The sequence below is a fragment of the Pseudomonas sp. OIL-1 genome, from assembly GCF_010669185.1.
GTDB lineage: Bacteria > Pseudomonadota > Gammaproteobacteria > Pseudomonadales > Pseudomonadaceae > Halopseudomonas > Halopseudomonas profundi.
On the sequence record NZ_CP048629.1, the window covers coordinates 1684785 to 1708849 of the forward strand.

27 protein-coding genes and 1 pseudogene are annotated in these 24065 nt (G+C 59.2%); 9 read left to right on the forward strand and 19 right to left on the reverse strand.

What is annotated here, in order from left to right:
- Nucleotides 1–29: 29 nt before the first annotated feature.
- From G3M63_RS07905 to G3M63_RS07920, 4 genes are all read right to left on the reverse strand, one after another.
- Nucleotides 30–968 (reverse strand): siderophore ABC transporter substrate-binding protein, encoded by a 939-nt coding sequence (locus G3M63_RS07905; protein ID WP_218573668.1) that lies wholly within the window; start codon nt 966–968, stop codon nt 30–32.
- Between the two features lie 232 nt (nt 969–1200).
- Complete coding sequence (locus tag G3M63_RS07910) at nt 1201–1716, reverse strand: hypothetical protein (protein ID WP_163982487.1); 516 nt, start codon at nt 1714–1716, stop codon at nt 1201–1203.
- A 2-nt stretch (nt 1717–1718) separates the two neighbouring features.
- A complete protein-coding gene (locus G3M63_RS07915) occupies nt 1719–2150 on the reverse strand; it encodes a DNA polymerase III subunit chi (RefSeq protein WP_150301262.1) in 432 nt (143 codons plus the stop codon).
- Between the two features lie 92 nt (nt 2151–2242).
- Nucleotides 2243–3736 (reverse strand): leucyl aminopeptidase, encoded by a 1494-nt coding sequence (locus G3M63_RS07920; RefSeq protein WP_163982490.1) that lies wholly within the window; start codon nt 3734–3736, stop codon nt 2243–2245.
- 154 nt (nt 3737–3890) lie between these two features.
- Between G3M63_RS07920 and lptF the strand changes: the two genes are divergently transcribed.
- From lptF to cynS, 5 genes are all read left to right on the forward strand, one after another.
- Nucleotides 3891–4997 carry an LPS export ABC transporter permease LptF gene (gene lptF, locus G3M63_RS07925; protein WP_163982492.1) on the forward strand — a complete coding sequence of 369 codons (1107 nt, stop codon included), beginning with the start codon at nt 3891–3893 and terminating at the stop codon, nt 4995–4997.
- Nucleotides 4984–6045: an LPS export ABC transporter permease LptG gene (gene lptG, locus G3M63_RS07930; RefSeq protein ID WP_163982494.1), complete on the forward strand. Its 1062-nt coding sequence runs from the start codon at nt 4984–4986 to the stop codon at nt 6043–6045. The genes lptF and lptG overlap by 14 nt, the downstream gene beginning before the upstream one ends.
- Nucleotides 6046–6411: 366 nt before the next feature.
- Entirely contained in the window at nt 6412–7293 is an 882-nt protein-coding gene (locus tag G3M63_RS07935) for an alpha/beta hydrolase (protein WP_163982496.1), read from the forward strand.
- Nucleotides 7294–7540: 247 nt separating this feature from the next.
- Nucleotides 7541–7897 carry a hypothetical protein gene (locus G3M63_RS07940; protein WP_163982498.1) on the forward strand — a complete coding sequence of 119 codons (357 nt, stop codon included), beginning with the start codon at nt 7541–7543 and terminating at the stop codon, nt 7895–7897.
- A gap of 128 nt (nt 7898–8025) precedes the next feature.
- Nucleotides 8026–8475: a cyanase gene (gene cynS / locus G3M63_RS07945; RefSeq protein WP_150301256.1), complete on the forward strand. Its 450-nt coding sequence runs from the start codon at nt 8026–8028 to the stop codon at nt 8473–8475.
- 18 nt (nt 8476–8493) lie between these two features.
- Here cynS and G3M63_RS07950 read toward each other — a convergent pair whose 3' ends face one another.
- From G3M63_RS07950 to G3M63_RS07960, 3 genes are all read right to left on the reverse strand, one after another.
- Nucleotides 8494–9045 carry a peroxiredoxin gene (locus G3M63_RS07950; RefSeq protein WP_163982500.1) on the reverse strand — a complete coding sequence of 184 codons (552 nt, stop codon included), beginning with the start codon at nt 9043–9045 and terminating at the stop codon, nt 8494–8496.
- Between the two features lie 217 nt (nt 9046–9262).
- Nucleotides 9263–10624: an MFS transporter gene (locus tag G3M63_RS07955; protein WP_163982502.1), complete on the reverse strand. Its 1362-nt coding sequence runs from the start codon at nt 10622–10624 to the stop codon at nt 9263–9265.
- Between the two features lie 213 nt (nt 10625–10837).
- Nucleotides 10838–11800: a ribonuclease Z gene (locus tag G3M63_RS07960; protein WP_150301253.1), complete on the reverse strand. Its 963-nt coding sequence runs from the start codon at nt 11798–11800 to the stop codon at nt 10838–10840.
- 182 nt (nt 11801–11982) lie between these two features.
- On the opposite strand from G3M63_RS07960, the gene G3M63_RS07965 reads away from it, so the two are divergent.
- Nucleotides 11983–12726, forward strand: coding sequence for a Mut7-C RNAse domain-containing protein (locus G3M63_RS07965; protein WP_163982504.1), 744 nt, complete (start codon nt 11983–11985; stop codon nt 12724–12726).
- A 42-nt stretch (nt 12727–12768) separates the two neighbouring features.
- Here G3M63_RS07965 and G3M63_RS07970 read toward each other — a convergent pair whose 3' ends face one another.
- The 6 genes from G3M63_RS07970 to folM form a co-directional block, all read right to left on the reverse strand.
- Nucleotides 12769–13266 (reverse strand): RDD family protein, encoded by a 498-nt coding sequence (locus G3M63_RS07970; RefSeq protein ID WP_163982506.1) that lies wholly within the window; start codon nt 13264–13266, stop codon nt 12769–12771.
- 17 nt (nt 13267–13283) lie between these two features.
- Nucleotides 13284–13619: a HopJ type III effector protein gene (locus tag G3M63_RS07975; RefSeq protein ID WP_150301250.1), complete on the reverse strand. Its 336-nt coding sequence runs from the start codon at nt 13617–13619 to the stop codon at nt 13284–13286.
- Nucleotides 13616–13915 carry a DUF1244 domain-containing protein gene (locus tag G3M63_RS07980; protein WP_163982508.1) on the reverse strand — a complete coding sequence of 100 codons (300 nt, stop codon included), beginning with the start codon at nt 13913–13915 and terminating at the stop codon, nt 13616–13618. The genes G3M63_RS07975 and G3M63_RS07980 overlap by 4 nt, the downstream gene beginning before the upstream one ends.
- Nucleotides 13916–14050: 135 nt before the next feature.
- Entirely contained in the window at nt 14051–14425 is a 375-nt protein-coding gene (gene folX, locus G3M63_RS07985) for a dihydroneopterin triphosphate 2'-epimerase (RefSeq protein ID WP_150301248.1), read from the reverse strand.
- Nucleotides 14426–14432: 7 nt separating this feature from the next.
- Nucleotides 14433–14990 (reverse strand): GTP cyclohydrolase I FolE, encoded by a 558-nt coding sequence (gene folE, locus G3M63_RS07990; RefSeq protein ID WP_163982510.1) that lies wholly within the window; start codon nt 14988–14990, stop codon nt 14433–14435.
- An 18-nt stretch (nt 14991–15008) separates the two neighbouring features.
- Complete coding sequence (gene folM / locus G3M63_RS07995; RefSeq protein WP_163982512.1) at nt 15009–15707, reverse strand: dihydromonapterin reductase; 699 nt, start codon at nt 15705–15707, stop codon at nt 15009–15011.
- Nucleotides 15708–15862: 155 nt separating this feature from the next.
- Between folM and G3M63_RS08000 the strand changes: the two genes are divergently transcribed.
- On the forward strand, nt 15863–16318 hold the full coding sequence (locus G3M63_RS08000; RefSeq protein ID WP_150301245.1) for a flavodoxin domain-containing protein: 456 nt from the start codon (nt 15863–15865) through the stop codon (nt 16316–16318).
- A 6-nt stretch (nt 16319–16324) separates the two neighbouring features.
- Here the strand turns inward: G3M63_RS08000 and G3M63_RS08005 are convergent, their stop codons facing one another.
- Nucleotides 16325–17083, reverse strand: coding sequence for a Crp/Fnr family transcriptional regulator (locus tag G3M63_RS08005; RefSeq protein WP_150301244.1), 759 nt, complete (start codon nt 17081–17083; stop codon nt 16325–16327).
- A gap of 88 nt (nt 17084–17171) precedes the next feature.
- On the opposite strand from G3M63_RS08005, the gene G3M63_RS08010 reads away from it, so the two are divergent.
- Nucleotides 17172–17945, forward strand: a complete 774-nt coding sequence (locus G3M63_RS08010; protein ID WP_163982514.1) for a class II aldolase/adducin family protein — start codon at nt 17172–17174, stop codon at nt 17943–17945.
- Between the two features lie 19 nt (nt 17946–17964).
- A pseudogene (locus G3M63_RS08015) lies at nt 17965–18261 on the forward strand (alpha/beta fold hydrolase); the annotation flags it as partial.
- A 55-nt stretch (nt 18262–18316) separates the two neighbouring features.
- Here the strand turns inward: G3M63_RS08015 and yaaA are convergent.
- From yaaA to yeiP, 5 genes are all read right to left on the reverse strand, one after another.
- Complete coding sequence (gene yaaA, locus G3M63_RS08020; protein ID WP_163982516.1) at nt 18317–19093, reverse strand: peroxide stress protein YaaA; 777 nt, start codon at nt 19091–19093, stop codon at nt 18317–18319.
- A gap of 142 nt (nt 19094–19235) precedes the next feature.
- Nucleotides 19236–20618, reverse strand: coding sequence for a PhoH family protein (locus tag G3M63_RS08025; RefSeq protein ID WP_150301241.1), 1383 nt, complete (start codon nt 20616–20618; stop codon nt 19236–19238).
- A 464-nt stretch (nt 20619–21082) separates the two neighbouring features.
- Complete coding sequence (gene rhlB / locus G3M63_RS08030; RefSeq protein WP_163982518.1) at nt 21083–22615, reverse strand: ATP-dependent RNA helicase RhlB; 1533 nt, start codon at nt 22613–22615, stop codon at nt 21083–21085.
- A gap of 136 nt (nt 22616–22751) precedes the next feature.
- Nucleotides 22752–23414 (reverse strand): alpha/beta hydrolase, encoded by a 663-nt coding sequence (locus G3M63_RS08035; RefSeq protein WP_163982520.1) that lies wholly within the window; start codon nt 23412–23414, stop codon nt 22752–22754.
- 31 nt (nt 23415–23445) lie between these two features.
- A complete protein-coding gene (gene yeiP / locus G3M63_RS08040) occupies nt 23446–24012 on the reverse strand; it encodes an elongation factor P-like protein YeiP (RefSeq protein ID WP_163982522.1) in 567 nt (188 codons plus the stop codon).
- Nucleotides 24013–24065: the final 53 nt, after the last annotated feature.

The window sequence follows — 24065 nt, forward strand, 5'->3', positions numbered from 1 at the left end:
CGGCACCTGGGCCGTGCCGGCGCGGGGAATTACTGCATGGCGTCGAGCATTCGCTCGGTGATGTTCTCCAGATTGGTCAAGCCGCCGCCGACCAGGTACCAGCTGTTGGGATCCACGTAATACACACGACCCTCTTTAAAAGCGGCGGTCTCGCTGAGCTGTGGGTGTTGCGCCAGGGTGTTGGCGGCGGTTTTCTCTCCACCATTGATCGCGCCTCGGTCCAGCACGATTAGCCAGTCAGGCTCGGCCTGTGCAACGGTAGTAATCGTTTGAGCGCGCGCTTTGGCTGCGGCTTCTGCTTCCGGGGTGCCAGGCTCGGGGCGTGGCTGGCGTGTTGCGTCCGGCGTTATGGGCGGCAGCACTGACTGCAGACCGGTGAGCTCGTATGCATAGCCGAAACGATCGCCCGGGGCGTGCGCCATGACATTTCCGCGAATGGTGAACAGAAACGCACCGGTCTTGCCTTCATTGGCTTTGCGCAGGGCCGCGACATTGTTGTCGATGTCGGCGAGGGCGGCTTGGGCCTGTTGATCCTTGTCGAACGCCTTGGCCAGCGCCTGGTTTGTGCTTTTGAAACTAGCAAGAAAGTCGGATGGATCGGCGGTGAAGGATATTGTCGGCGCGACCTCCTGCAGCTGGGGCATGGCTTTCTGCGAGCGCCCGCCAGCAATGATCAGTTCAGGGCTCAAGTCCTTCAGTTTGGAATAGTCGGGCTCAAACAGCGAACCGACTACTGGCGTCTCGTTGAATTTCTCAAGGTTGCCGGTATAGGTCGATTGCGGTACGCCAGCGACGGGAATGTCGAGCGTGTCCAGCGTATCGAGCGCGGCCAGATCAAAAGTGACAATCTTTTCTGGCGTGGAGTCGAGCGTCAACGTACCAGCGCTGTGGGTAATCTCGAACGCGCTGACCGGGGCTGACAAGGAAACGGCTGTAGCGAGGATTGCCAAGGAAGTTAATAATTTCACACGGACCTACTTATTGTTAATGAGAGTTGTTCGCATTGTAGGCGCGCCGCACTACAGAGACTAGCGTGGAGCTGAAACGCTCAATGCCACAAATGGAAACGCGCTGCACCCACTGGTGGGCAGGTAGTGGTCAGGCGTTGTGGCGCGGAAGGGCATAAGCTCTCAAATCGTCCGGATTGAGCCGAACAGCTTGAGCGAGCTGACAGATATCAGGGCGAGAAAAAGCAGCCAATCACTTCAATTGCTCGCGCACTATGTCTTCGACCTTGCCACGTAGCCGGTTGCGCAGTTCAGCTTCGATGGCGGGGATCATGTCGTCAATCACGTCCTGCAGTACCAGCTGTACTTCCGAGCGAATACGCTCTTCCAGTCGATATTCCTTCGCCCCCGTAGGCGCATCCTCGGTCGCTTCCGATTTTTCAGCCGTTTCGGGCGGTGGCATGAATTCAGCCATCAGCTTGTCGAGGTGCACGCGCTCCTGGGCCAGGCGAGCAAGCGAGTCGTAGGGCAGGTAGGGGTTGGTCGATTGTTCGGCGGCGATGGGTGTCAATTCAAAGGGTGGCGAGGCCGGCACAGCAGGCGGCTCGGGGTCCTCGGTTTCGATAAACACATCCTGCAGTAGCGGTATGTCGAGTTCCGAGAGATCCAACTCTTCCTCGGAATGCAGTTCCGGATGTTCATCCAGCAGCGTGCGGATGGACTCCAGGTCCTTCAGCAGGCGTGAGGGTTCGTCGGAATCGTGCGTCATGATCACTGCGCCACGCGAATTGGATGGGAGCTCAAAGGATAGCCCCGTTCGCGGTAGAAGCGAAAGCGGTCCCGGGCGGGAACGCGAACGCTATCATGCTCGACGATTATCTCCGCCAGACGACTGAACCGGCTGAAGAACTGCGGTGTGGCATCGGTCACGTTGATCAGCAGATCGTGGTGCGGCGACGGATCCTCACTGTAGCCACAGACTACCGGCTCATCCGGATGGTCGCTATGCAAGCCATGGGGCACAAAACTGTCGGCGCGGAACGACCATAGCAAGCTATCCAGCTCCCCGGCTTGCTCCTCGCTGGCGCAATGCAGATACACCTTGTGTCCCTTGCCCCAAGCCTTGTGAGCCAGGCGGCAGGCGTAATCCAGCCGCGCAGCGGGCTGGTTACTGGACAGAAGATAGAAATCGATACGGGTCATGTCATGGCCGTCAGGTGATCAACAATGTGCCAGAAGCCGGAAACCATCCAGACGTGCTTTCGCTCACCTTTTCAGTTTCCAGCTTCCAGCTTTTAGACCTGCGCCTGATTAAGCAGGTACTGGGTCAATAAAGGCACCGGACGACCGGTTGCGCCTTTTTCCTTGCCGCCGCTGATCCATGCCGTACCGGCGATGTCCAGATGCGCCCAGGGGTAAGCCTTGGTGAAGCGCGACAGGAAGCAGGCGGCAGTAATGGTGCCAGCCTTGGGTCCACCGATGTTGGCGATATCGGCGAAGGGGCTGTCGAGCTGCTCCTGATATTCATCAAACAGCGGCAATTGCCACGCCCGGTCATCCGACTGCTTGCCGGCGTCGAGCAGTTTGCCGATCAGCTCGTCGTTGTTGCCCAGCAGACCGGTCGTGTGGCTGCCAAGAGCGACTATACAGGCGCCAGTGAGCGTGGCGATATCCACCACGCTGGCCGGTTTGAAACGCTCGGCATAGGTCAGCGCGTCGCACAATACCAGACGGCCTTCGGCATCGGTATTCAGTACTTCGATGGTCTGGCCGGACATGCTGGTGACGATGTCGCCCGGCTTGGTTGCTGTGCCGCTGGGCATGTTTTCCGCGGCGGCAACCAGGCCCACTATGTTGATTGGCAGGCGCATGCTCACTGCCGCCTTGAGCACGCCGAACACGGTGGCCGCGCCACACATGTCATATTTCATCTCGTCCATGCCGGCGCCGGGCTTGAGGCTGATACCGCCGGTGTCGAAGGTAATGCCCTTGCCGACCAGCACGTGGGGCTGATCCTTGGGCTTGCCGCCCTGGTAACTGAATCGGATCAGTTTCGCCGGTTCCGCGCTACCGGCACTGACCGACAATAGCGAGCCCATGCCCAGCGCCTTCATGTCCTTCTCATCGAGAATCTCGATATCAAGCTCGGGGTGCTGCTTGCCGAGGACCTTGGCTTCCTTCGCCAGGAAGGTCGGGGTACACACGTTGCCGGGCAGGTTACCCAGGGTACGGGTCAGGTCGGTGCCGTCGCTGATGGCCTGGCCATGGGCAACACCGCGGGTCAGTGCATCGGCATCGGATTTGTCTGCAGACCACATCAGGACTTTTTTCAGGCGCGGCTTGGTGGCCTTCTTGCTCTTGAACTGGTCGAACTGGTACAGGCTTTCACGCGCGGTTTCGACCAGCAGGCGGGTGCGGCTGTAGAGATCGCGCTGCTTGACCGGCAGGGCGGCAAAGGTAAACAGGGCATCGGTAGCACCGCCGTCCTTGAGCACAGCAATGATTTTCTGTACCAGCTTGCGGAAGCTGCGGTCGTTCAGCTCTTCGTCTTTACCGTATCCCGCCAGCAGCACGCGCTGCGCAGAAATGCCCGGGAGACCGAACAGCATCAAGGTCTGGCCGGGCTTGCCACTGATGTCGCCGTGCTTGACTGCCAGGCTGATCTGGCCGCCACAGGCCCGGTCGAGCTCCGCCGCCGCGCCGGCGAGCTTGCCCGACTCATTGATGGCTACCACTACGCAACCGGTTTTCATTGTTTCCAGTGTGCCGTGCTTGACGTTGAACTCCATGGTGCTCCTCAAGACAAATCGTGTGGTTTGACTGATAATGCAGCCCTTTACCAGCCTGAGATCAGGCTGGACGTGTGTTGCAACCAGGTGTGCTTTCCCTGCATTCTGGCCTATTCCCGTGTGCCCATAAAGCCCTGGAGCCAAGGAAGTTACTGTGATTGTCTTTCGTTATTTAAGCCGTGAGGTCTTGATGACGCTCACCGCGGTCAGCGGCGTGCTGTTGCTGATCATCATGAGCGGGCGTTTCATCAAATATCTTGCGCAAGCCGCGGCCGGGCAACTCGATCCCGGCGTTTTATTTGTCATCATGGCCTACCGGTTGCCCGGGTTCATGGTGCTCATCGTGCCGCTGGGCATGTTTCTCGGCATCCTGCTTGCCTACGGGCGTCTGCACCTCGAGAGCGAGATGACGGTTCTCTCGGCAACCGGCATCAGCGACCGCAAGATTCTGGGCTACACCCAGGGCCCTGCCTTACTGGTGGCGCTGGTGGTGGCCCTGCTCAGCCTGTGGGTCGCGCCGGCGGGTGTGGTCAAGACCCAGCAGCTGTTCAATGAACAGGACGCCATGACCGAATTCGATACCCTGGCGGCCGGGCGATTCCAGTCGGTGGGCAAGGATGCACAGCGCGTGACCTATGCCGGCGGCCTGTCGGACGACCGCACCGAGTTGCAGCAGGTGTTTATTGCCGAGAAGTCGAGCTCGGGCACCGATAACAATATCGGCGTGCTGATTGCCGAGGGCGGCCGCCAACAGATGAACCCGGACGGTAGTCGTTATCTGGTGCTCAATAACGGCTATCGTTATGACGGTACGCCGGGGCAGGCGGACTTCCGTCGGGTCGAATATGAGACCTATGGCGTGCTGCTGCCCAAGCCGGAGGTGGTGACCGAAATCACCGATCGTGAAGCGATACCCACCCGGCAGCTGATAGGCGATCCCGATCTGCGTACCCGCGCCGAGCTGCAATGGCGTATCGCGTTACCGCTTCTGGTGCCGATCGTTGCGTTCTTTGCCGTGCCGCTGGCGCGAGTCAATCCGCGGCAGGGACGTTTCCTCAAATTGTTGCCTGCGGTCCTGTTGTACATGTCCTATCTGGCGTTATTGATCAGTGCGCGTGGCTGGATGGAGTCGGGGCGCATTCCTGCAGCGCTGGGGCTCTGGTGGGTGCATCTGCTGTTCCTGGCGATTGGCGTGGGGCTGAATTACCGCTCGCTGTTTGCCCGCAGCGCACCCAGGAGGCACAACTATGCGGCGGCTTGATCGATATATCGGCAATTCGGTGCTGTCGAGCGTGCTGCTGGTGTCGCTGATTGTGCTCGGCCTGGATCTGCTGTTCGCCTATATCGGCGAGTTGGAAGATCTGGAAGGCGGTTACGGCGCGGTGCAGGCGCTTGGCTATGTTGTGTTGACCTTGCCGCGCCGGTTGTATGACCTGCTGCCGGTGGCGGTGCTGGTCGGCTGTCTGGTGGGGCTGGGTACGCTGGCGAGCAATTCCGAGTTGACTGTGATGCGCGCTGCGGGGGTATCGGTTGCACGTATCATCGGTGCGGTAATGAAGCCTCTGGTGGTAGTCATGCTGGGCGGCGTGCTGCTTGGTGAATATGTGGCGCCCTACACCGAAAGCCTGGCCGAGAGCCGGCGCGCCATTGCCGTCGGCAGTGGTGAGGCGATCAAGTCGAAGGGGTTATGGCACCGGGAAGGCAATGATTTCATTCATATCAATGCCGTTCAACCCGACGGCCAGTTGTATGGCATTACCCGTTATCGATTCAATGAAGAGCGCGAGCTGCAAGAGTCCAGCTTTGCCGCCCGTGCGACTGTCCATGAGGATGACTGGCTGCTTGAAGGCGTGCGGTTGACCCGCTTTCTTGAAACCGGGTTGAGCGAGGTTGATACGCTGGAGCAGCAACGCTGGGATGTCGGGCTGTCCCATGAGCTCCTACGAGTGGTACTGCTCGATCCAGACGTGTTGCCGATCAGCGGTCTGTGGCGTTATCAGCAATATCTTGGTGAGCAGGAGCTGGATAGCAACGCCTACTGGCTGTCGTTCTGGAAGAAGGTCTTCCAGCCGGTCACGACTGCGGCGCTGGTGTTTGTTGCGATATCCTTCATCTTCGGACCCCTGCGTTCGGTCACGCTGGGCCAGCGTGTGTTCACCGGGGTTCTGGTGGGTTTCAGCTTCCGGATTGTTCAGGATCTGCTTGGGCCATCGAGTCTTGTGTTCGGGTTTTCGCCGTTGATCGCGGTGTTATTGCCGATTCTGGTGTTGGTAATGATGGGCGTAGTGCTGATTCGTCGGGCGGGGTGAGTCTGGCGGGTTCTGCATAGTTGGAGTGGCTGCTATCGCGCCGGGTCGGCCCTCCCACAAAAAATCATCTTCAACGGTGAATTTTTGTAGGAGGGGGCTCGGAAAGCCAAGCGTCACCGCGATCTGGCTGCCAGACCAGCTAATACGATAGCTGTCTCGGCGCCAATCAGACTTCTGCAACCACATCCGGCCCCGCCCGCATAAAATCCATTTGATATCAATATGATATAAACCAGGAACAGTTATCATTTACCCAATCGGGTGAGATAAACCGCCTTCGTTATCCGCTACTTTCTGCTCCGCGATGAGCGCTGTTGTTGGTCCCGCCATTGAGCTCAACTCATGAAACCCAACTCAGAGGCGATAATGAACTCACCCTTATTGAAACTCAGCACTTTGGCTCTAGGCCTTGTACTTGCCGCTGGCGCCCACGCCGCCAACCCGGGCAATCCTGGTAATCCTGGTAATCCAGGCGGTGACCAGCCAGTCGAGTCCGGATTTCCGTCAGTAGGAAACTTCGAAGCCTCTGGCTCTTTCGCTACAACGAACGCTGGCGAAGGCCCGAGCTGCCGTATCTATCGACCCCGCACGCTTGGCGAAAACGATCTGAAGCATCCGGTCATTCTCTGGGGCAACGGCACGGGCACCCCTCCGAGCGGTTACTCCGCCTTGCTTAATCACTGGGCAAGTCACGGTTTCGTAGTCGCCGCTGCCAATACCACCAACGCCGGTTCTGGCGAGGAAATGATCGCCTGTCTGGATTATCTGGTCGAGCAGAATGGCCGCGGTTCCGGCACCTATGCCGGCAAGCTGAACCTGGATGCTGTTGGTTCTTCCGGCCATTCACAGGGCGGCGGCGGTTCGATCATGGCCGGTCAGGACAGCCGCGTTACCGCGACCGCACCCTTCCAGCCGTTCGTATTGGGCCTGGGTCACCGCAGAGCGTCGCAGTCCAACCAGAACGGTCCGATGTTCCTGATGACGGGCAGCGCCGATACCCTGGCCGGCTCTGCGGCTAACGGCCGTCCCGTTTTCAACAACGCCAACGTACCGGTGTTCTGGGGTGAGCTGCAGGGCGCAAGCCACTTTGTTCCGGCCTTCAATGGCGGCGGTTATCGTGGTCCTTCCACTGCGTGGTATCGCTACCACCTGATGGGCGACAAGAACGCTGAGACCATGTTCTACGGCGCGGATTGCACACTCTGTACCAGCAGCGACTGGGAGGTTCAGAAGAAGGGCATCCAGTGATCTGAACTCTCACGCGTGAGAGAAGGGGCTGACTGTCACACGGTCAGCCCTTTTTTTGTTCTGAGTCCGCATTTTTCGCCCATGGATAGTATGGGCGGGTTGTTTGTACCCGATGAATGGGTTTATTCACCCTCATGGTGTCGGGTCGCTAGAACCATGGAGGTTTTAATGCATTGATTAATATCAAATTTCAGATTGGCACGCTTCATGACTGTTAACTCGGCACATCAATCTCGGGGAGACGTTCATGAAGAAATCAATTTTATCGGTCGCTGCAGCTATGTTGTTGTCGAGCAGTCTGGTTCAGGCAGACCAAGTAGTAGAGACCAGGACCGACCGCATGGTGGGCGGCGGATTCGGAGGGCTCACCGGGTTCATGGTCGGCGGCGCGGTGGGCGGTCCGATAGGCGCTCTGGTAGGCGGCGGTCTTGGCTATTTCGGTGGCGCGCAAGCTCAGCAGGCGGCGGGGCTCGATCAGACGCTATATGTGATCCAGGCCGAAGATGGCAGTCTGACGCGGGTGCGAACCTCCCGGGCAGATGCCTTTGCTGTCGGCGAGCGAGTAATCCGCGACAGTGCCAATCTGAATGCGATGAGCCGTTAAGCCTGATCAGAGTGTGACGGTCGCGCCCACCTCGCAGATCTGTGGCCCATTAATTGCTGCTCAGCCCATACCCGTCAGTCATTGCAGGCTGACCGGGTTGGATCACACCGCTAACTGAGGAGCGCAACATGATTTCGAGTCGGGAAGAAGTGACCGCCATGATCCTTGCCAGCAAGGTCCGCAAAGGCCTGCGCTGGCGCGATGCAGCTGAAATGCTGGGGCTGTCCAAGGAGTTCGTGACGGCGGGCTGTCTTGGCCAGATGACCTTCGACAAGGCGCAGGCGCAAGCGCTGGGGGAGTTGTTCGAGCTGACCGATGAGGCGGTCGCCTGGTTACAGATCGTGCCCTATAAAGGGTCACTGCCTACCGCAGTGCCCTCTGATCCGCTCATCTATCGCTGGTACGAACTCGTCAATGTGTACGGTACGACTATCAAGGAGCTTATACATGAGGAGTTTGGCGACGGCATCATGAGCGCGATTGATTTCTCCATGGACATACAACGTCAGCCTGATCCCAAAGGCGACCGGGTGAATGTGGTGATGTCCGGCAAGTTCCTGCCCTACAAGAGCTATTAGATCATCGCTGAAGACTGATCAGGGTGCGCTGGCGGTCGTCTTGTTTGTCCGGCGCTCCACGCCCAGTTCGCCCAGCGTAGCGGCCATGTCCTCGGCTGAAGTCGCGGGCTCTACCTCGGTATCGATTTTCAGAATCCGCCCATCCTCTCCGATATAGAAAGTATGCCGCTTGGCGAAGCCCAGCATGTGCAGCACGTCGTAGGCCTTGGCGATCGATTTGTCTTCATCACTCAACAGCGGAAAATCGGCGCCGGTTTCCGCCGCGAAGCCCTTGTTCTTTGCCAGTGGGTCGACGCTCGCCATGAAGTAGGTCACGTCGTACTCGCGAATGAGGTGGCCATTTTCCGCCAGGGATTTGCATTCAATGGTACAACCTGAGGTATAGGCTCTCGGAAACCAGGCAAGCACCACGGCCTGCTCGCCACGATAGTCAGCCAGCCGATGTATTTCGCCATCCGAGCCGGGCAATGCGAAGTCCGGGGCCATGTCGCCTACTTCCAGGGCGCCCGCCGTTGCGGCAGCCAGGCTCAGGCAGGTCCCCAGCAGCAGTGATTTTACTGATGTGTCCATCGACTTTCTCCTGAACGTTTCGGGCAGGCTTCGGGCGTATTTTGCAGCCAACCTGAACGAGCGAAGGCACCGATAAACCATAGCTCTGGGCGGGCTCAAACGCCACTCACCCTCATGACACAGCCACCGGATTGTGATGCGCTGAGAGTTTTGATAGCGGTAGGGAGGAACGGGAGATAAACATGGCCTGCCCCAGCAAGGCAGGCCGGGGTTACGCTCAGGCGTTGATATCGACGTTCCTGGTTTCCTTGCCGATGACCAGCGCGAGCAAGGTAATGGCAGCCATCGAGGCAAGGTAAACGCCCACCAGGAAGGGACTACCATCGCCCAGACTCCATAGCCAGACAGCGATGAAGGGGGCCACTGCGGCACCGAGGATGGATGATATGTTGTAGGAAATGCCCGAGCCGGTATAACGCACATTGGTCGGGAACAGCTCGGGAAGCAATGCCCCCATCGGGCCGAAGGTCATGCCCATCAGGCTGAAGCCCAGCACCAGCCAGAGCATCACGCCAACAAAGCCCATCGACAGCAGGGGCACCCACAGCAAAGCGAACAGGATGATGGCCAGGGTCACGCAAATCAGCGTCTTGCGTCGGCCCCACCGGTCCGCCAACAGGCCAGACAGCAGGGTGAAAATGCCGAAGAACACGACGCCGAATATCAGCATCAGCACGAAGTTGTTGTAGCTGTAGCCAAGCCCCGAGAGCTGGTCTGGTGCCGGATTGATCGGCGCGCGGCCATAGCTCAGGGAGAAGGTCGTCATCAGATAAAACAGGACGTAGGTAGCGAGCATGTAGAAGGTGCCGAGAATCAGCTCGCGCCAGTTCTTGCGTACGACTTCACCAAGAGGCAGCTTAACGACCTTGCCGGAGGAAACCGCCTTGGTAAAGGTAGTGCTTTCCACAAGGTTGAGGCGAATCCACAAGCCGATGAGCACCATTACCGCAGAAAACAGGAAGGGAATCCGCCAGCCCCAATCGAGGAAGGCTTCGGATGGGCGCGACGGATCATCCGACGGCAGCATCGCTGCGACGGCCAAAAACAGACCGTTGGCGATGATGAAGCCCAGGGGCGCCCCCAGCTGGGGAAAAGTGCCAAACAGCGCGCGTTTACCCGCAGGTGCGTTTTCCGTAGCGACCAGCGCGGCACCGGACCACTCGCCGCCGATAGCGAAACCTTGAGCCAGACGAAGAATGACCAGCGCCAGCGGAGCAAACCAGCCAATGCTGTGGTAGGTCGGCAACAGCCCGATCAGAAAGGTCGCGATACCCATGGTCAGCAGGGCATAGATGAGTGTGGTCTTTCGGCCGACCTTGTCGCCCAGGTGTCCGAAGAACACCGCGCCCAGCGGGCGGGCGATCATCGCCGCGCCGAAGATTGCAAAGGAGGCCAACAGGGCAGTCGTTTCATTGCCTGGCGGAAAGAACAGGTGCGGGAATACCAGCACGGCAGCGGTTGCGTATACGTAGAAGTCGTAGAACTCGATGGTGGTGCCAACCAGGCTTGCCAGCATGACACGTGAACGTGAGTTGGCGGGCACTGGCGCAGTAGCGGCTGTAGCGGTGGCTTCGGACATGGGCTGCTTATATCGTGGATGGAAGAAGTGCCGCAGTGGGAGCGGCGAGGCCGGCCATTATGGCGACGGGCCGTCTGGGGCGCCATTTTCACTGATCAGCGGCAGTAAGGGTAGGGCTTGCTCAAAGCCTGTTGGTAAACCCCAGGCTGCTGTCCTTCGGCCAGCGTCGCCGCGACGGCGTCCGAAGGACGCCCCAAATCCAGCCTCCAGCTTCTAGCCCTCTACCAAGCCCAGCTTGCCATCTGTGGTCAGTCGATACCGCGCAAAATCCTTCGCCAGAAACAGATTCCCCGAGTAGCTCGTTACCGCCTCGCTGCGGACATCTTCGATGGATGGGCTGCGCGTCGGATTGGCCTGGTAGCGGGCACTGAAATGCGTCAGCACCAGATTGGTCATCCCGGCTGACTCGGCGAAGGCGCCGACCGCAGCCGCGGTGCTGTGACCGAAATCGGCTCGGGCATTTTCTGCAACGGCCTGAGTGTAGGTGGCTTCGTGGACCAATACCTGAGCCCCTTCGCAAGCCTGGGCCAGAAGCGCCGGTTTGTCGTTGTCGCCACCCACGACGATGCGTCGGGGTGTACGGTTGAAAATCAGGTAGTCATCGCTGTGTAGCGTGCGGCCTTCATATTCCACGTCAAAACCGCGTGCCAGCTGACCCCATAACGGGCCGCGGGGAATGCCCTCGGCATCCAGCTTGTCGGTATTCAATTGTGGATCAGGTCTGGCTTCGGTGAAGCGGTAACCGTAGGAGGGCACGCGATGCGAGAGGGGCACGGCTTCGGCGCGCAGGGTGTTGTTACGCCATTCACCCAGGGTTTCAGTGGCATGAAATATCAGTTCGAAGGGCAGGTAGGTCTGGCTCATGCGCAGTGTCGTCGCAATCCATTGCTCTATGCCTTCCGGTGCAATGACGTCCAGGGGCTGTGTTCTGCCGGACATGCCAGCGCTGGCCAGCAAGCCGGGCAGGCCATAGCAATGGTCGCCATGCACGTGGGTGATAAAGATCGCGCGCAGGGTGTGCAGAGTAAGCGGCGTGCGCAGGAGCTGGTGCTGGGTGGCCTCGCCGCAGTCGATCAGGTACCAGTTCTTGCCGGTTGCTTCGGTCAGGGCCAGTCCACTCACGTTGCGCGAGCGGGTGGGCGTACCGGATGAAGTGCCGAGAAATAACAGATCCAAGCGGGGCTCCCGTTTCTGCAGCGGCGCGAACGAGCGTGCTCGGCTCACTGCAATCAGTGCAGATGATTGTGCTGAGGCTACTGTAGCGCTCCAATGCCCACCGCCGCTACGGCCCGCAGAGGATGTTCTGACAGTCGTCGGATGCCCGAGCAGGAGCGACTTGACGCTGCCATAGTTATTCCATGACCCGTGCAACGTTTCGTTTTTATGCCCAACTGGACCGCTTTCTGCCCCGCGATCAGCGGGGGCGCGCATTCAATATCACCTGTGCCGAGCGGTCGACAATCAAGCACATGATTGAAGCGCTCGGCGTGCCCCATACCGAAGTCGCCCTGGTTATTGCCAACCATGAGCCGGCGGCCCTTGAGCGGATGGTTGTCGAGGGCGACCGAATAGCCCTTTATCCCAAGTTCGAGTCGCTGGATATCACTGACATCAGCGTAAGTGCGCCGCGCCCGCCCGGTGCGCCGCGCTTTGTGGCCGATTCGCATCTTGGCGGGCTGGCCCGGATGCTGCGCATGGCGGGGTTCGATACGCTGTACGACAACCAATATGCCGATGCGGCAATTGCCGAGCTGGCCAACGCGGAGCAACGCATCTTGCTGACCCGCGATCGCGAGCTGCTCAAGCGGCGGGCCGTTGCCCATGGCTGCTTTGTGCATGCGCTCAAACCCGCTGTGCAGTTACAGGAACTCTATGAACGGCTCGATCTGGCGTCCGCAGCGCGGCCGTTCACGTTATGCATGGATTGCAACAGGCCGCTGCGAAGCATTCCAAAACAGGAGGTGCTCGACCAGCTGCCTCAACGCGTACGGGAGCGTCACGAACACTTCCTTACGTGCGACCAATGCAGGCGCGTGTTCTGGGAGGGTAGCCACTGGCGCGCCATGCGACAGGTACTGGAGGGATTGTCGGCGCGTCAGTAAAGGCGCGGCAGGCGCCGCCCCGCAGCAAGGACAAGAAAGAGTTCAGGTTTTTTTAGGCGGTTTGGGCAGCAGTACAAGACGGCTCCCGGAGGCGATGTCCTGCCAGCTGCGCCCGTCCTTGTCCCACAGCGCCCAGAGTACACCCAGACCGCCGCACAACCAGGCCGGAATGGCGACTGCAAAGCGGATCACCGCCTGCTTCCAGGTAATCGAACGGCCGTCGGGCTGCTGCACGCGCAGGCGCCAGACCTGCATGCCAAGGGTCTGCCCCTTGAGCGTCCAGAACAGACCAAAGAACGCCAACAGGCTTAGCAGCATGATGATGCTGAGGATAGGATCCTGATCGAGCGCCCCGGATTCAGACATGCTTTGCAAGATATCTGGGCCGTATATCTGTCGCAGAACGCCTTGCTGGTAGGTCAGCGTCAAAACCATGATCATCGCCAGGCTCAGCAGGAAATCATAGAAGGCACTGGCAATGCGACGTAATAAACCAGGCGCCGGAAAATCTCCGGCGGGTAACAACTGCTTGACCGCCATGCGGACTCCGTGTCGGTTTAGCGCCGGCTCAACGGCTGGCGCTCGAAGGAGACGCCGGCAAGACCTTGCTGCATCAAGGCACGAATATTGGCATGGCTGTCGCCATCAGGGTCCGCCAGTACTGAACGATAATGCTCAGCAAAGCACTGCAGGGCCTGTTCATCGCTCAGGCCCATGTCCAGCGCCATGGCGAGCACCTTGCACGAACCCTGGTTCTGCTCGGCAGTGTTGTGAACAGCGCCGTTATCGAAGGCGCTGGGTTGGTAATCATAGTGTTCATCGATGAACGCGAGGGTATCGGCAAACTGATGCTGCGGTGTGCCGAGCTGCGCGAGAAAGCCTGCCGGAGTCATGCCTTGTCCTGTTTTGATTGGTCGAATGCGGCCTGTTGGGCGGGCGTCGCGTCCTTTTGATACCTGGCTTTCCACTCGGCATAGGGCATGCCGTAGATGGCCTCGCGTGCTTCGTCGGGCGTGATGGAAATATCCATATCATCGGCGGCGTTCTTGTACCACTTGGCAAGGCAGTTGCGGCAGAACCCGGCCAGGGTCATCAGATCAATATTCTGCACATCCTTGCGGCTGTTCAGATGGCTCACCAGATTACGGAAGGCTGCGGCTTCTACTTCGAGGCGCTCTTGCTTCGTCATGGTTCTACTCCGGATAGGTCAGGGCGTGCTTGCTCGGATGATACTGACGGACTGTGTGGGCAGCAATCACTCGCCAGCGCTTCTTTTGAGGTAACAGATTGAGGCCTCGGATCGCCGTCTCGGCCATCCTGGCCGTTATTCCCTGGCGGCGCTGAGCGTAATCGAAACCGACTCGGCAAAGCGTAGCGCATGGGGTTTGTCGACCTCCACTTCGGCGTACTGCACCTGCGGGTACTGCATGACAATATCCAGCAGTTCCTGCGTCAGGCGCTCGAGCAGGGCAAATCGATTTTCCTCGACGTGACTGATCAGCGCCTTGGTCACGGTGCGGTAGTTCAGCGCGTGCTCGATCTCGTTGACCTGCACCGCCCCCGTCGCCGGGTAGAGGATGGTGACGTTGATCAGCACGTCCTGGCGGTTGCGTACTTCGTCGTCGTTGATGCCGATGAACGTGCGCAAGCGCAGATCCTTGATGCGGATGCGCGCCAGGCCGGGAGTTAGCGTAGCCATAAAATCCCTACCTTGTGATCAGCTGCAGGAATTCCTGCCGGGTGGTTCCGGAACTGCGGAACGCGCCGAGCATGACGGAGGTGTGCATGGAGGAGTTCTGCTTCTCCACGCCGCGCATCATCATGCACATATGCTTGGCTTCAATGACGACAGCGACGCCGGCGGCGCTGGTGACCTGCTGCAGGGCATCGGCGATCTGCCTGGTGAGGTTTTCCTGGATCTGCAACCGGCGCGCATACATGTCGACGATACGCGCCACCTTGGACAGGCCGATGACCTTGCCGGTGGGCATATAGGCCACGTGGGCCTTGCCAATGAATGGCAGCATATGATGCTCACACATCGAGTACAGCTCGATATCCTTGACGATCACCATTTCGTCATTGTCAGATTCGAACAGGGCGCCGTTGACGATCTCGTCCAGGGATTGTTCATAGCCACGGCAGAGGAACTGCATCGCCTTGGCTGCACGCTGGGGGGTGCCTTTCAGTCCGCCGCGCTGGGGATCTTCGCCCAGGTTAGTGAGGATCTCGTGGTAGTTCTGTGTCAGTTTTTCGAGGCTCATCGAGGTGCTCTCATTCAATCATTTGAGGTGCCTGCCGCCATTCAGCTGCAGACAGGTACCGGTTGTATAGGGGGAGTCCATCAGGTAGCGGACGGACTGATACACCACGTCGGGTCCGGGCTCGATACCCAGGGCAGATTTGCCCAGGGCTTTGGCGCGGTACGCTGCGTCGTCGTGCTGGTTGAACATGATCAGCGCCGGTGCGATCGAATTGACCTTGATGTCCGGCGCCAGCCGCGCGGCAAAGGACAGCGTCAATGATTCCAGCCCTGCCTTGCTCGCGCAGTAGGCAGTGTGCCTGGCGCTGCCGCGGCGTACGACGTCATCAGTTATATGAATAATGTCGGCAGGCTTGCCGGCTTCGAACAGGCTGGCACAGGCGTTATTCAGCATATACGGCGCCTGCATATGCACCATGAACATCTGCTCCAGCGCGTCCGGCTGATCATCGCCAAGCCACAGCGAGGCGTTGTGGATCAGCGCCCGCAGCCGGATCGCACGCGTTGTCAGTTCATCGATAAACGCCTGAATGCCGTTACGCGTGGAGAAGTCCGCCTGGATGACATCGATACCCTGCAAGGGAGTCGTCTGCCATTCCGCGCGCAAATGGCGACAGGTAATGATCACATGGAAGCCGTCTTCGGCGAGGCGTTGCGCGCAGTGCAAGCCTATGCGTTGCGCTCCTCCTGTGATGACAACAGTCGTCCTGTTGCTCATTGCCTTTCTCCCTGCAGTGCGTCGGCTACACGGCTGATACAGCCGGTCATTACATCGGCCGGGGATATTACCATACCTTGTCCGGGAGGGCTGGTGCGACCGGGCATCCGATTTACGGCATAATGCGCGTTTTCCATACAGCGACAGGGGGAGCGATGCACCTGGGGATAATAAGCGGTTCGGTTTTCGGCACGGCGGATCTGGTTGCCGATGAAGCAGCCACACACTGTGAAGCGGCCGGGCTGCAGATAACCCGCATCAAGCAACCGACAGTCGATACGCTGGTTGGCGCTGCGGTTGATGCGCTGCTGGTCGTCTGCTCGACCACCGGCATGGGCGAAATTCCGGACAGCCTGATGCCATTCTATGTGGAAATGCAGGACCGGTTTCCCCTACTGACAGGCGTGCCTTTCGGCGTGATTGCGTTGGGGGACGCTGGCTACGGTGATACGTTCTGCCAGGGCGGTCAGCAGGTTCGGGAATTGTTACAGGAATTGCAGGGCCGGGAGGCGATCGCGATGCTGGAGCTGGACGCCAGCGAGACCGTTACGCCGGAAACCGACGCCTTGCCCTGGCTGGATGAGTTCATCAGTCACCTGAAAAGCGCCTGACCGGCGCTATTCGGCTTCCTCAAGCGTGGCATTGCCCACGGCCAGTCGGGTAAGTGCCGGCTCATCCAGAATGATGATCTCGCCATACTTGATTTGCAGCCAGCCGGCTTGTTCCAGGCGCTTGAGTAGCTTGTTGACGCTCTGGCGCGAGCTGTTGAGCATCAACCCTAGCGCCTCCTGCGATAGCTGAATGGACGGCAAGGCGTGTTCATTGCGGGTCTCACCATAGGAATGCGCATGGGTCAGCAATCGCTTGGCCAGTCTCGCGGGCAATGGCAGTAATGCGCTGTCTTCAAGCATGGCAAAGGACAGACGCAGCCGCCGGCACAACAGGCGCATGAAATGCGGATACAGCTCCGGACGCCGCTCAAGCAGTTGGTGAAAGCCCTGGCGCGGGATCATTAGCAGTTCGGTGGTTCCGCTGGCATGCGCATCGTGGGTTCTGGGCAGACCGTCAAACAGCGATATCTCGCCGAACCAGCTCCCCGGGCTGAGCACCGTGAGCAAGGCTTCACGGCCATCGGCGCCGGTACTGCTGATTCGCACTGCGCCGCTGATCACGCCGTAAAGCCCGTCGGGTGGGTCATCCTTGGCATGCAGGCGTTCGCCGTCGCCGAGGGTGCGCACGCGCGCCAGACCGAGCATATCCTCAAGCCCATCGGCCGGCAGCTCACGCAGCCAGCGATTGCGTTGTATAAGGTCTTCGTAACGGCCCGCCGCGCCGCCGGACACTGTCATCCGCTTGACAGTCCTCTTTGCTGTCACCCTCTAGACTCCTGCTACTGTTAATAATCGCGAGTATGCCGCAAGACGCCATCCGGCGCCCGGCTTCTGTGAACAAGAGGAATGACGCATGAACGCAATCCAGTCCCTTCAAAGTCTTGATGTGAAGTCGCAGGTCTGCGCCGAAGAATGGCAGACGCGGGTAGACCTGGCGGCCTGCTACCGACTGATTGCCATGTATGGCTGGGATGATGTGGTGTTCACCCACGTCTCGGCAAAGATCCCCGGCACCGAACATTTTCTGATCAACCCCTACGGGCTGATGTTCGAGGAAATAACCGCCTCGAGCCTGGTGAAAATCGATCTGCAGGGCAACAAGCTCATGGAGTCGCCGTTCGAGATCAACCCCGCCGGCTTCACCATCCACAGCGCGGTACATGAGGTGCGTCACGAAGCAGGTTGCGTGTTGCATACCCATACGCCGGAGGGCGTGGGTGTCTCCTGCCAGAAGGAAGGCATCCTGCCGATTTCGCAGCAGGCACTGTTTGTCCTGTGCAGCCTCGCTTACCACGAGTACGAAGGCGTGGCGTTGAACGAGGAAGAGAAGAGCAGACTGCAGGCCCACCTCGGCCGCGCCAATAACCTGGTGCTGCGTAACCACGGGCTGTTGACTTGCGGCCGCAGCATTTCCGATGCCTTCCTGACCATGTACACGCTGCAGCGTTGCTGCGAAATTCAGGTCGCCGCGCAGGCCGGCGGTAGCGAGTTGACCACTATTTCGCAAACAATCCTCGACGGTGCCGTGGAAAGCATGCGCAAGGTCACCCGTGGCGCCGGCAGTGGCATCGCCTGGCCAGCTTTGCTGCGCAAGATTCAGCGGGTCAATCCGGGATTTGATGTTTGAGCCATTCGGTCGAACGTATGCCTATAACAACGGGCCGGCAGTCATGCACCGGCTGATTCGCTATATGCCCGAGCGCAAGGTGCACCGCGAGCGCTGGGTCGGCGCTATGCAACGCACCAGCGTGCCCATGCGGGTGATCGACGGCGCGGTGGACCCGGTGTCCGGCGCGCATATGGTGGCGCGCTACCGTGAGTTGATCACCCGGGCTGATACCGTGCTGCTGGACGGCATCGGCCACTATCCGCAGGTCGAAGCGCCGGAGCAGGCGCTGGCGGCTTATCTGGTGTTTCGGTCGGCTCCGGCTGAAGCCGCCTGAGCAACCGTTAGTAGGGTACGGGTACGCGCCGCGAGTCGTGCAGCGCGTTTCATTTTTAACGCTGCTCTTCACGCAGAAACACCAGCTTGTATGCCGACGAGCTGGCCGGATCAAAGCGGTATCCGTCCAGGTCGAAATCCTTCAGGCCTTCCGGATCGGTCACGCGTTCCTTGATGACATAGCGGGCCATCAGGCCGCGGGCTTTCTTTGCATAGAAACTGATGATCTTGTACTCGCCGTTCTTGCGATCCTTGAACACGGTGTCGATCACCCGGGCCTTCAGCGCTCTGGGCTTCACCGCACCGAAGTATTCCTGAGAAGCGAGATTCAGCAATATGTCGTCGCCCTGCTCGGCGAGGGCCTGGTTCAGGGATTCGCTGATGCGCTCGCCCCAGAATGCGTAGAGATCCTTGCCGCGCGGATTGGCCAGTTTGGTGCCCATCTCCAACCGGTAAGGTTGCATCAGATCCAGCGGACGCAGCGTGCCGTACAGACCGGAGAGCATGCGCAGATGTTTCTGGGCGAAATCGAAGTCCGCCTCGCTGAAATCCTCGGCCGCCAGCCCGGTATATACTTCACCCTTGAAGGCCAGCAGCGCCTGCTTGCTGTTCTCCGCAGTGAATGTCTCGCTCCAGCTGCCGTAGCGGGCGACGTTGAGCGCGGCAAGCTTGTCGGACAACTTCATCAGTTTGGCGATGTCCTGCACGGATTTGTCCTGCAGGATCTCGATCAGTTCTTTGCTGTGCTCAAGGTGCCGCGGCAGCGTGTGGCGCTCGGTCGAGGGCGGGGTTTCGTAATCCAGGGTCTTGGCAGGGGAAATCACCATCAACATGACAGACAGCTCCTAATCGCATAATGCGGCCATTATGCCGCAAGAAGGAGCCGATCAGCGCTTATGGAGTTGATAGTGCCTGACTATTGGGGGCGAGCCCGCAAGTGGCCGGGGTACCCCGGCACTTGCAGTGATGTTTTCCTCAGAGGTGTGTCTCGGCGTATTCCGCGAGGATCGAGCGGGGCACGCCCTGCAGGTGGATATGCACGCCGTGGGGGAAGTCCTTGAAGCATTCGGTCAGGTAGGTGAGCCCTGAACTGGTAGCGTTCAGGTACGGTGTATCGATTTGCGCCAGATTGCCGAGGCAGACAACCTTTGAGCCAGCGCCGGCGCGGGTAATGATGGTCTTGACCTGATGCGGAGTGAGATTCTGGCTCTCGTCGATGATGATGAGACTTTGCTGAAAACTGCGCCCGCGGATGTAGTTGAGTGATTTGAACTGCAGCGGCACCCGGTCGAGGATGTAATCCACGCTGCCGTGGGTGCACTCGTCGTCCATGTGCAGCGCTTCCAGGTTATCGGTGATGGCGCCCAGCCAGGGCTCCATTTTTTCCGCCTCGGTGCCCGGCAGGAAACCGATGTCCTCGTCCAGCCCCTGGATGCTGCGGGTGGCAATGATACGCCGGTAGGTCTTGCTGACCATGGTCTGCTCGATCGCGGCCGCCAGCGCCAGAATGGTTTTACCCGAACCGGCCGCTCCGGTCAGGTTGACCAGGTGGATGTCCGGGTCGAGTAATGCCAGCATCGCCAGCGACTGGAACACATCACGTGGTCGCAGACCCCAGGCCTCCTGATGCAGTAGCGGCTCCTGATGCAGATCCTGCAGCATCAGCCGTCCGCCCTCGCGGGATCTCACCCAGCCGACGAAGCCCTGACCATCAATGATGAAATCGTTGATGTGCAGGCCCGGGATCGGCGCGTTGAGTTCCACCTGGTGCATGGTCTTGCCCAGACGCTGCTGGGTTTCGACCTTGGTTACGCCATCCCAGAAAGAGCCTTCGATCTCGTGATAGCCGCGTGCAAGGAGCGAGATATCGTCGAGCAACTTGTCGGTCTGGTAATCCTCGGCATCAATACCGCATGCGCGCGCCTTGAGGCGCATGTTGATGTCCTTGGATACCAGTACGATGCGGTTGTCGGGATGGCGCTGCTGAAGCTGGCAGAGCTGATTGATGATCTTGTTGTCGTTGATGTCGTTGGGCAGGCAGTGGGAGGGGATGGGTGCCTTGTCCATGAGTATTGCGAGGGTGCCGATGTTGCCGAGTTTACCGCGTTGGATGGGAACGCCTTGTTCAACCAGGTCGGGGGGAGAATCTGCCAGCGTGTGATCTATCTGGCGTATGGCCTGGCGACAATCTGCTGCTGTGCTGGTCTTGCCGGACTTCAGTTTGTCGAGTTCTTCCAGAACAGTCATCGGGATGATGACGTGGTGTTCTTCAAAGTTCAAAACCGCATTGGGATCGTGTATCAGGACGTTGGTATCAAGGACGTAGTAGGAGTGTCGGGTTGGTCCGGACGCTTCCATATGCCATCACCTCGCAGGCCGAATATACGTGGCTGTATCAGGCGCCGAATCTGCACCTGGCAGTCCGTAGGGCCGACTCTGGGGAGCCTGTCAGTATCATGGGATCACCGTCAGGCTTCCGGTCGGTTAATCTGTGTATAGCGCAGGAAAGATGACATTCACAAGCACTTGAAGCGTGTTTGTGAAATTAAGCGGTTAATTGACAGGCGGTGATGTTCAGCCGTTGCGTTGGCGCGCTATATTGGAGGGCGAGGTTGAATTTGGGTGGTGTTTGGCTGGGCCTTGGTTGTTCGCTGGAGGGCCCGAGCGGGCTGGCGAAGTTGGGCTGGCCTATCGGCCAGATCGCCGCGACGGTTCGGCGTTCCGATCGCGCCTCCCACTGGAGGAGGTGGGAAGCTCCTCGGATCATTTGTGGGAGGGGCGACCCGCCGCGATCGGCGTCCGCAGGACGCCTTGTTTTTGTCTCAACGCCTGCGCTGTCTATCCTCTGAAGGCCTTGAACGCTTGCGATTGGCCGCAGCTGCAGCTCCTTGCTCTGCTTCGTTGGCATCGCTGGCGGCTTTTTCCTCGGTGGTCTGGTTGCGGCGCGGCACAGGCTTCAGGTACTTCTCTTCAGGCGGTAGACATTCCAGCTTGCTACCGAGCATCTCCTCGATAGGCGGCACCTGGAATGCATCATCCTCCCCGGCAAAGCTGATGGAGGTGCCCTTGGCCCCGGCGCGGCCGGTACGACCAATGCGGTGCACGTAATCCTCTGCATCATCCGGCAGGGTGTAGTTGATTACATGACTGATACCATCGATATGAATCCCGCGTCCCGCGACATCGGTGGCCACCAATACCCGTAATTTGCCATCGCGGAAGTTATCCAGCGTGCGGACCCGCTTGTGCTGCGGCACATCACCGGACAACTGGGCGGCGTTTATACCGTCACGGACCAGCCGCTCCTGGATACGGCGTACCTCATCCTTGCGGTTGGCAAATACCATGACCCGCTCCAGCTCCAGCTGAGTTACCAGATTGTAGAGCAGAGTGTACTTGTCCTTGCCGCTGACGGCATAAACCTTCTGTGTGATGTTTTCCGAGGCGGGACGTTCGGGTTCGATCTCGACCACAGCCGGATTTTCGGTCCATTGCTGCGCCAGATTCATTACGTCATCGCTGAAGGTGGCGGAGAACAGCAGTGTCTGTCGGTCGCCCTTGCGTGGAGTCTGGCGAATGATCTGGCGTACCTGCGGGATGAAACCCATGTCGAGCATGCGATCGGCTTCATCCAGGATCAACACTTCTACCAGGTCCAGATGGACTTCGCCGCGGTTGCAGAAATCCAGCAAGCGCCCCGGTGTGGCAACCAGAATGTCGCAATAGCTCTTTTCCAGCTGGCGGATCTGTTTATCGAAGTCCATACCGCCGACAAAGCCCATGACATTCAGCGAGCAGTGTTTGGTCAGGCCTTCGGCATCATTGGCTATCTGCATGACCAGCTCGCGGGTCGGTGCAATGATCAATGCCCGTGGTTCGCCCATGAAACGCTCATCCGGCGGCGGTGTTTCCAGCAGCTGGGTGATGGTCGAAACAAGAAACGCAGCGGTCTTGCCGGTTCCGGTCTGTGCCCGACCGATGGCGTCATGGCCCTTCAAGGTGTTGCCCAGCACCGCAGCCTGGATCGGCGTGCAGTAGCTGAAACCCTGTTCGCTGATGGCGCGCATCAGGCTGTCGGGCAGCGGGAAATCATGAAAACGAGTCTTGCCTTCCATCGGCTCCACGGCGAAGTCTGCAAGCGACCAGGGCCTGGTTTCGACGGGTGCAGATGGGCGGCGGGGACGTGGCGCGGTGCTCCGCTTGGGTCTGGACCTGGGCGAAGCGGAGGCTTCGGTGTCTGCCGCCGGCTTGGGTTGGCGGGTTACCGGTGCGGTCTGGGATGTTGCGTTGGCCGACTCGGCATGCGGCGCGGGCGTCTCTCCGGGTTTGAACAACTTCTTTAGTGCTTTGAGCACAGGCGTCTCTCGATCTGGCGTGTGGATAATAATTGGCCAGTGTAAAGCAAGCCCGACGCTTAGCGAAGCCTTGGGCACCTTGTCAATGGGTGCCCGGCAAAAGTCCGTCTTTTAATTTGTGTGTGGCAAGCGCGTCTCAGAGCCCTAGACGCTGCGTCAGCCAGCTACGTATGTGCACGATTTCTTCGGGGCACACTTCGTGTGACATGTCGTAATCATGCCAATGGGTAGCGTGGCCAAGGGCTGCGAGACGATCATGTGCGTCGCGTCCCATCGGCACCGGGAGCACATCATCGTAGCGGCCATGGGCGAAGAAGATGTCCAGTACCGGCTCGGCAGAGGCATCCTGTAACAACGTCTCAAGCGTTGGGCCATAGGTAGACAGCGCCATCAGGCCCCCAAACGGCAGGCGACTCTGCAGCGCGGCTTGCAATACCACTGCGCCGCCCTGGGAGAACCCCGCGAGGATGATGCGTTCCAGCGCAATGCCCTGATCACGTTGTTGCTCGACCAGTTCGAGCACCGTGCTCACCGACTCCTGCATTTGCTCAGTGTTGATGATGCGTGCGGGTGACAGGCCGAGAATGTCAAACCAGCAGGGCATCGGGAAACCATTGTTTATCGTTACCGGCCGGGTCGGGGCCTGCGGAAAGATAAATCTGATGCCGTGCCCTGGCGGTAACCGCAGAGCTTCAACCACCGGCACAAAATCGTACCGGTCAGCGCCCAGACCATGCAGCCAGATAACGCAGGCGTCTGCCTTGCCCGGTGGGTCGATGATCAGTGGGGATTGGCTCATGGTCGTTCTCCTTTTTCAGCGCCTGGCCCGTTCAGGCCCGGGACATGAACTTGCCGGTGTCAGTATTGATACGGACGATTTCACCCGTGGCGAGGTATTCGGGGATCTGGATTTCGAGTCCGGTAGCAAAGCGGGCGGTCTTGGTGCGCGCGCTGGCTGAGGCGCCCTTGATAGCCGGGGGTGTTTCCTCGATGGGCATTTCCACCACGGCAGGCAGCTCGACGCCGACCATGTTGCCTTCGACGATCAGCCCGAACAGGCCCTGAATGCCTTCAGCCAGATAGGGGATCTGCTCTTCGAGCTGTTCAGGATTGAGGGTGTACTGGCTGAAATCCTCGTTATCCATAAAGGTGTAACCGTCAGCGTCCTGGTACAGAAGCTGAACGGCACGCTTCTGGAAATCGATGGCTGCGAGCATGTCATCGCCAGTCAGACTCTGATCGAGTTTCTGTTTGGTCTGAACATGATTGAAGCGAATCTTGTACAGCGTGGTGCCACTGCGTGAGGACGGGCTTTTCACGTCAATGGTCGAGACGATGTAGGGCTGGCCATTGATCTGCACGATCTGGCCTTTCTTCAATTCGGAAGCTCTGGGCATGATGGGGCGGACTCATGATTGATGCAGCCGGTATTCTGCAGTGGGCAAGCCGG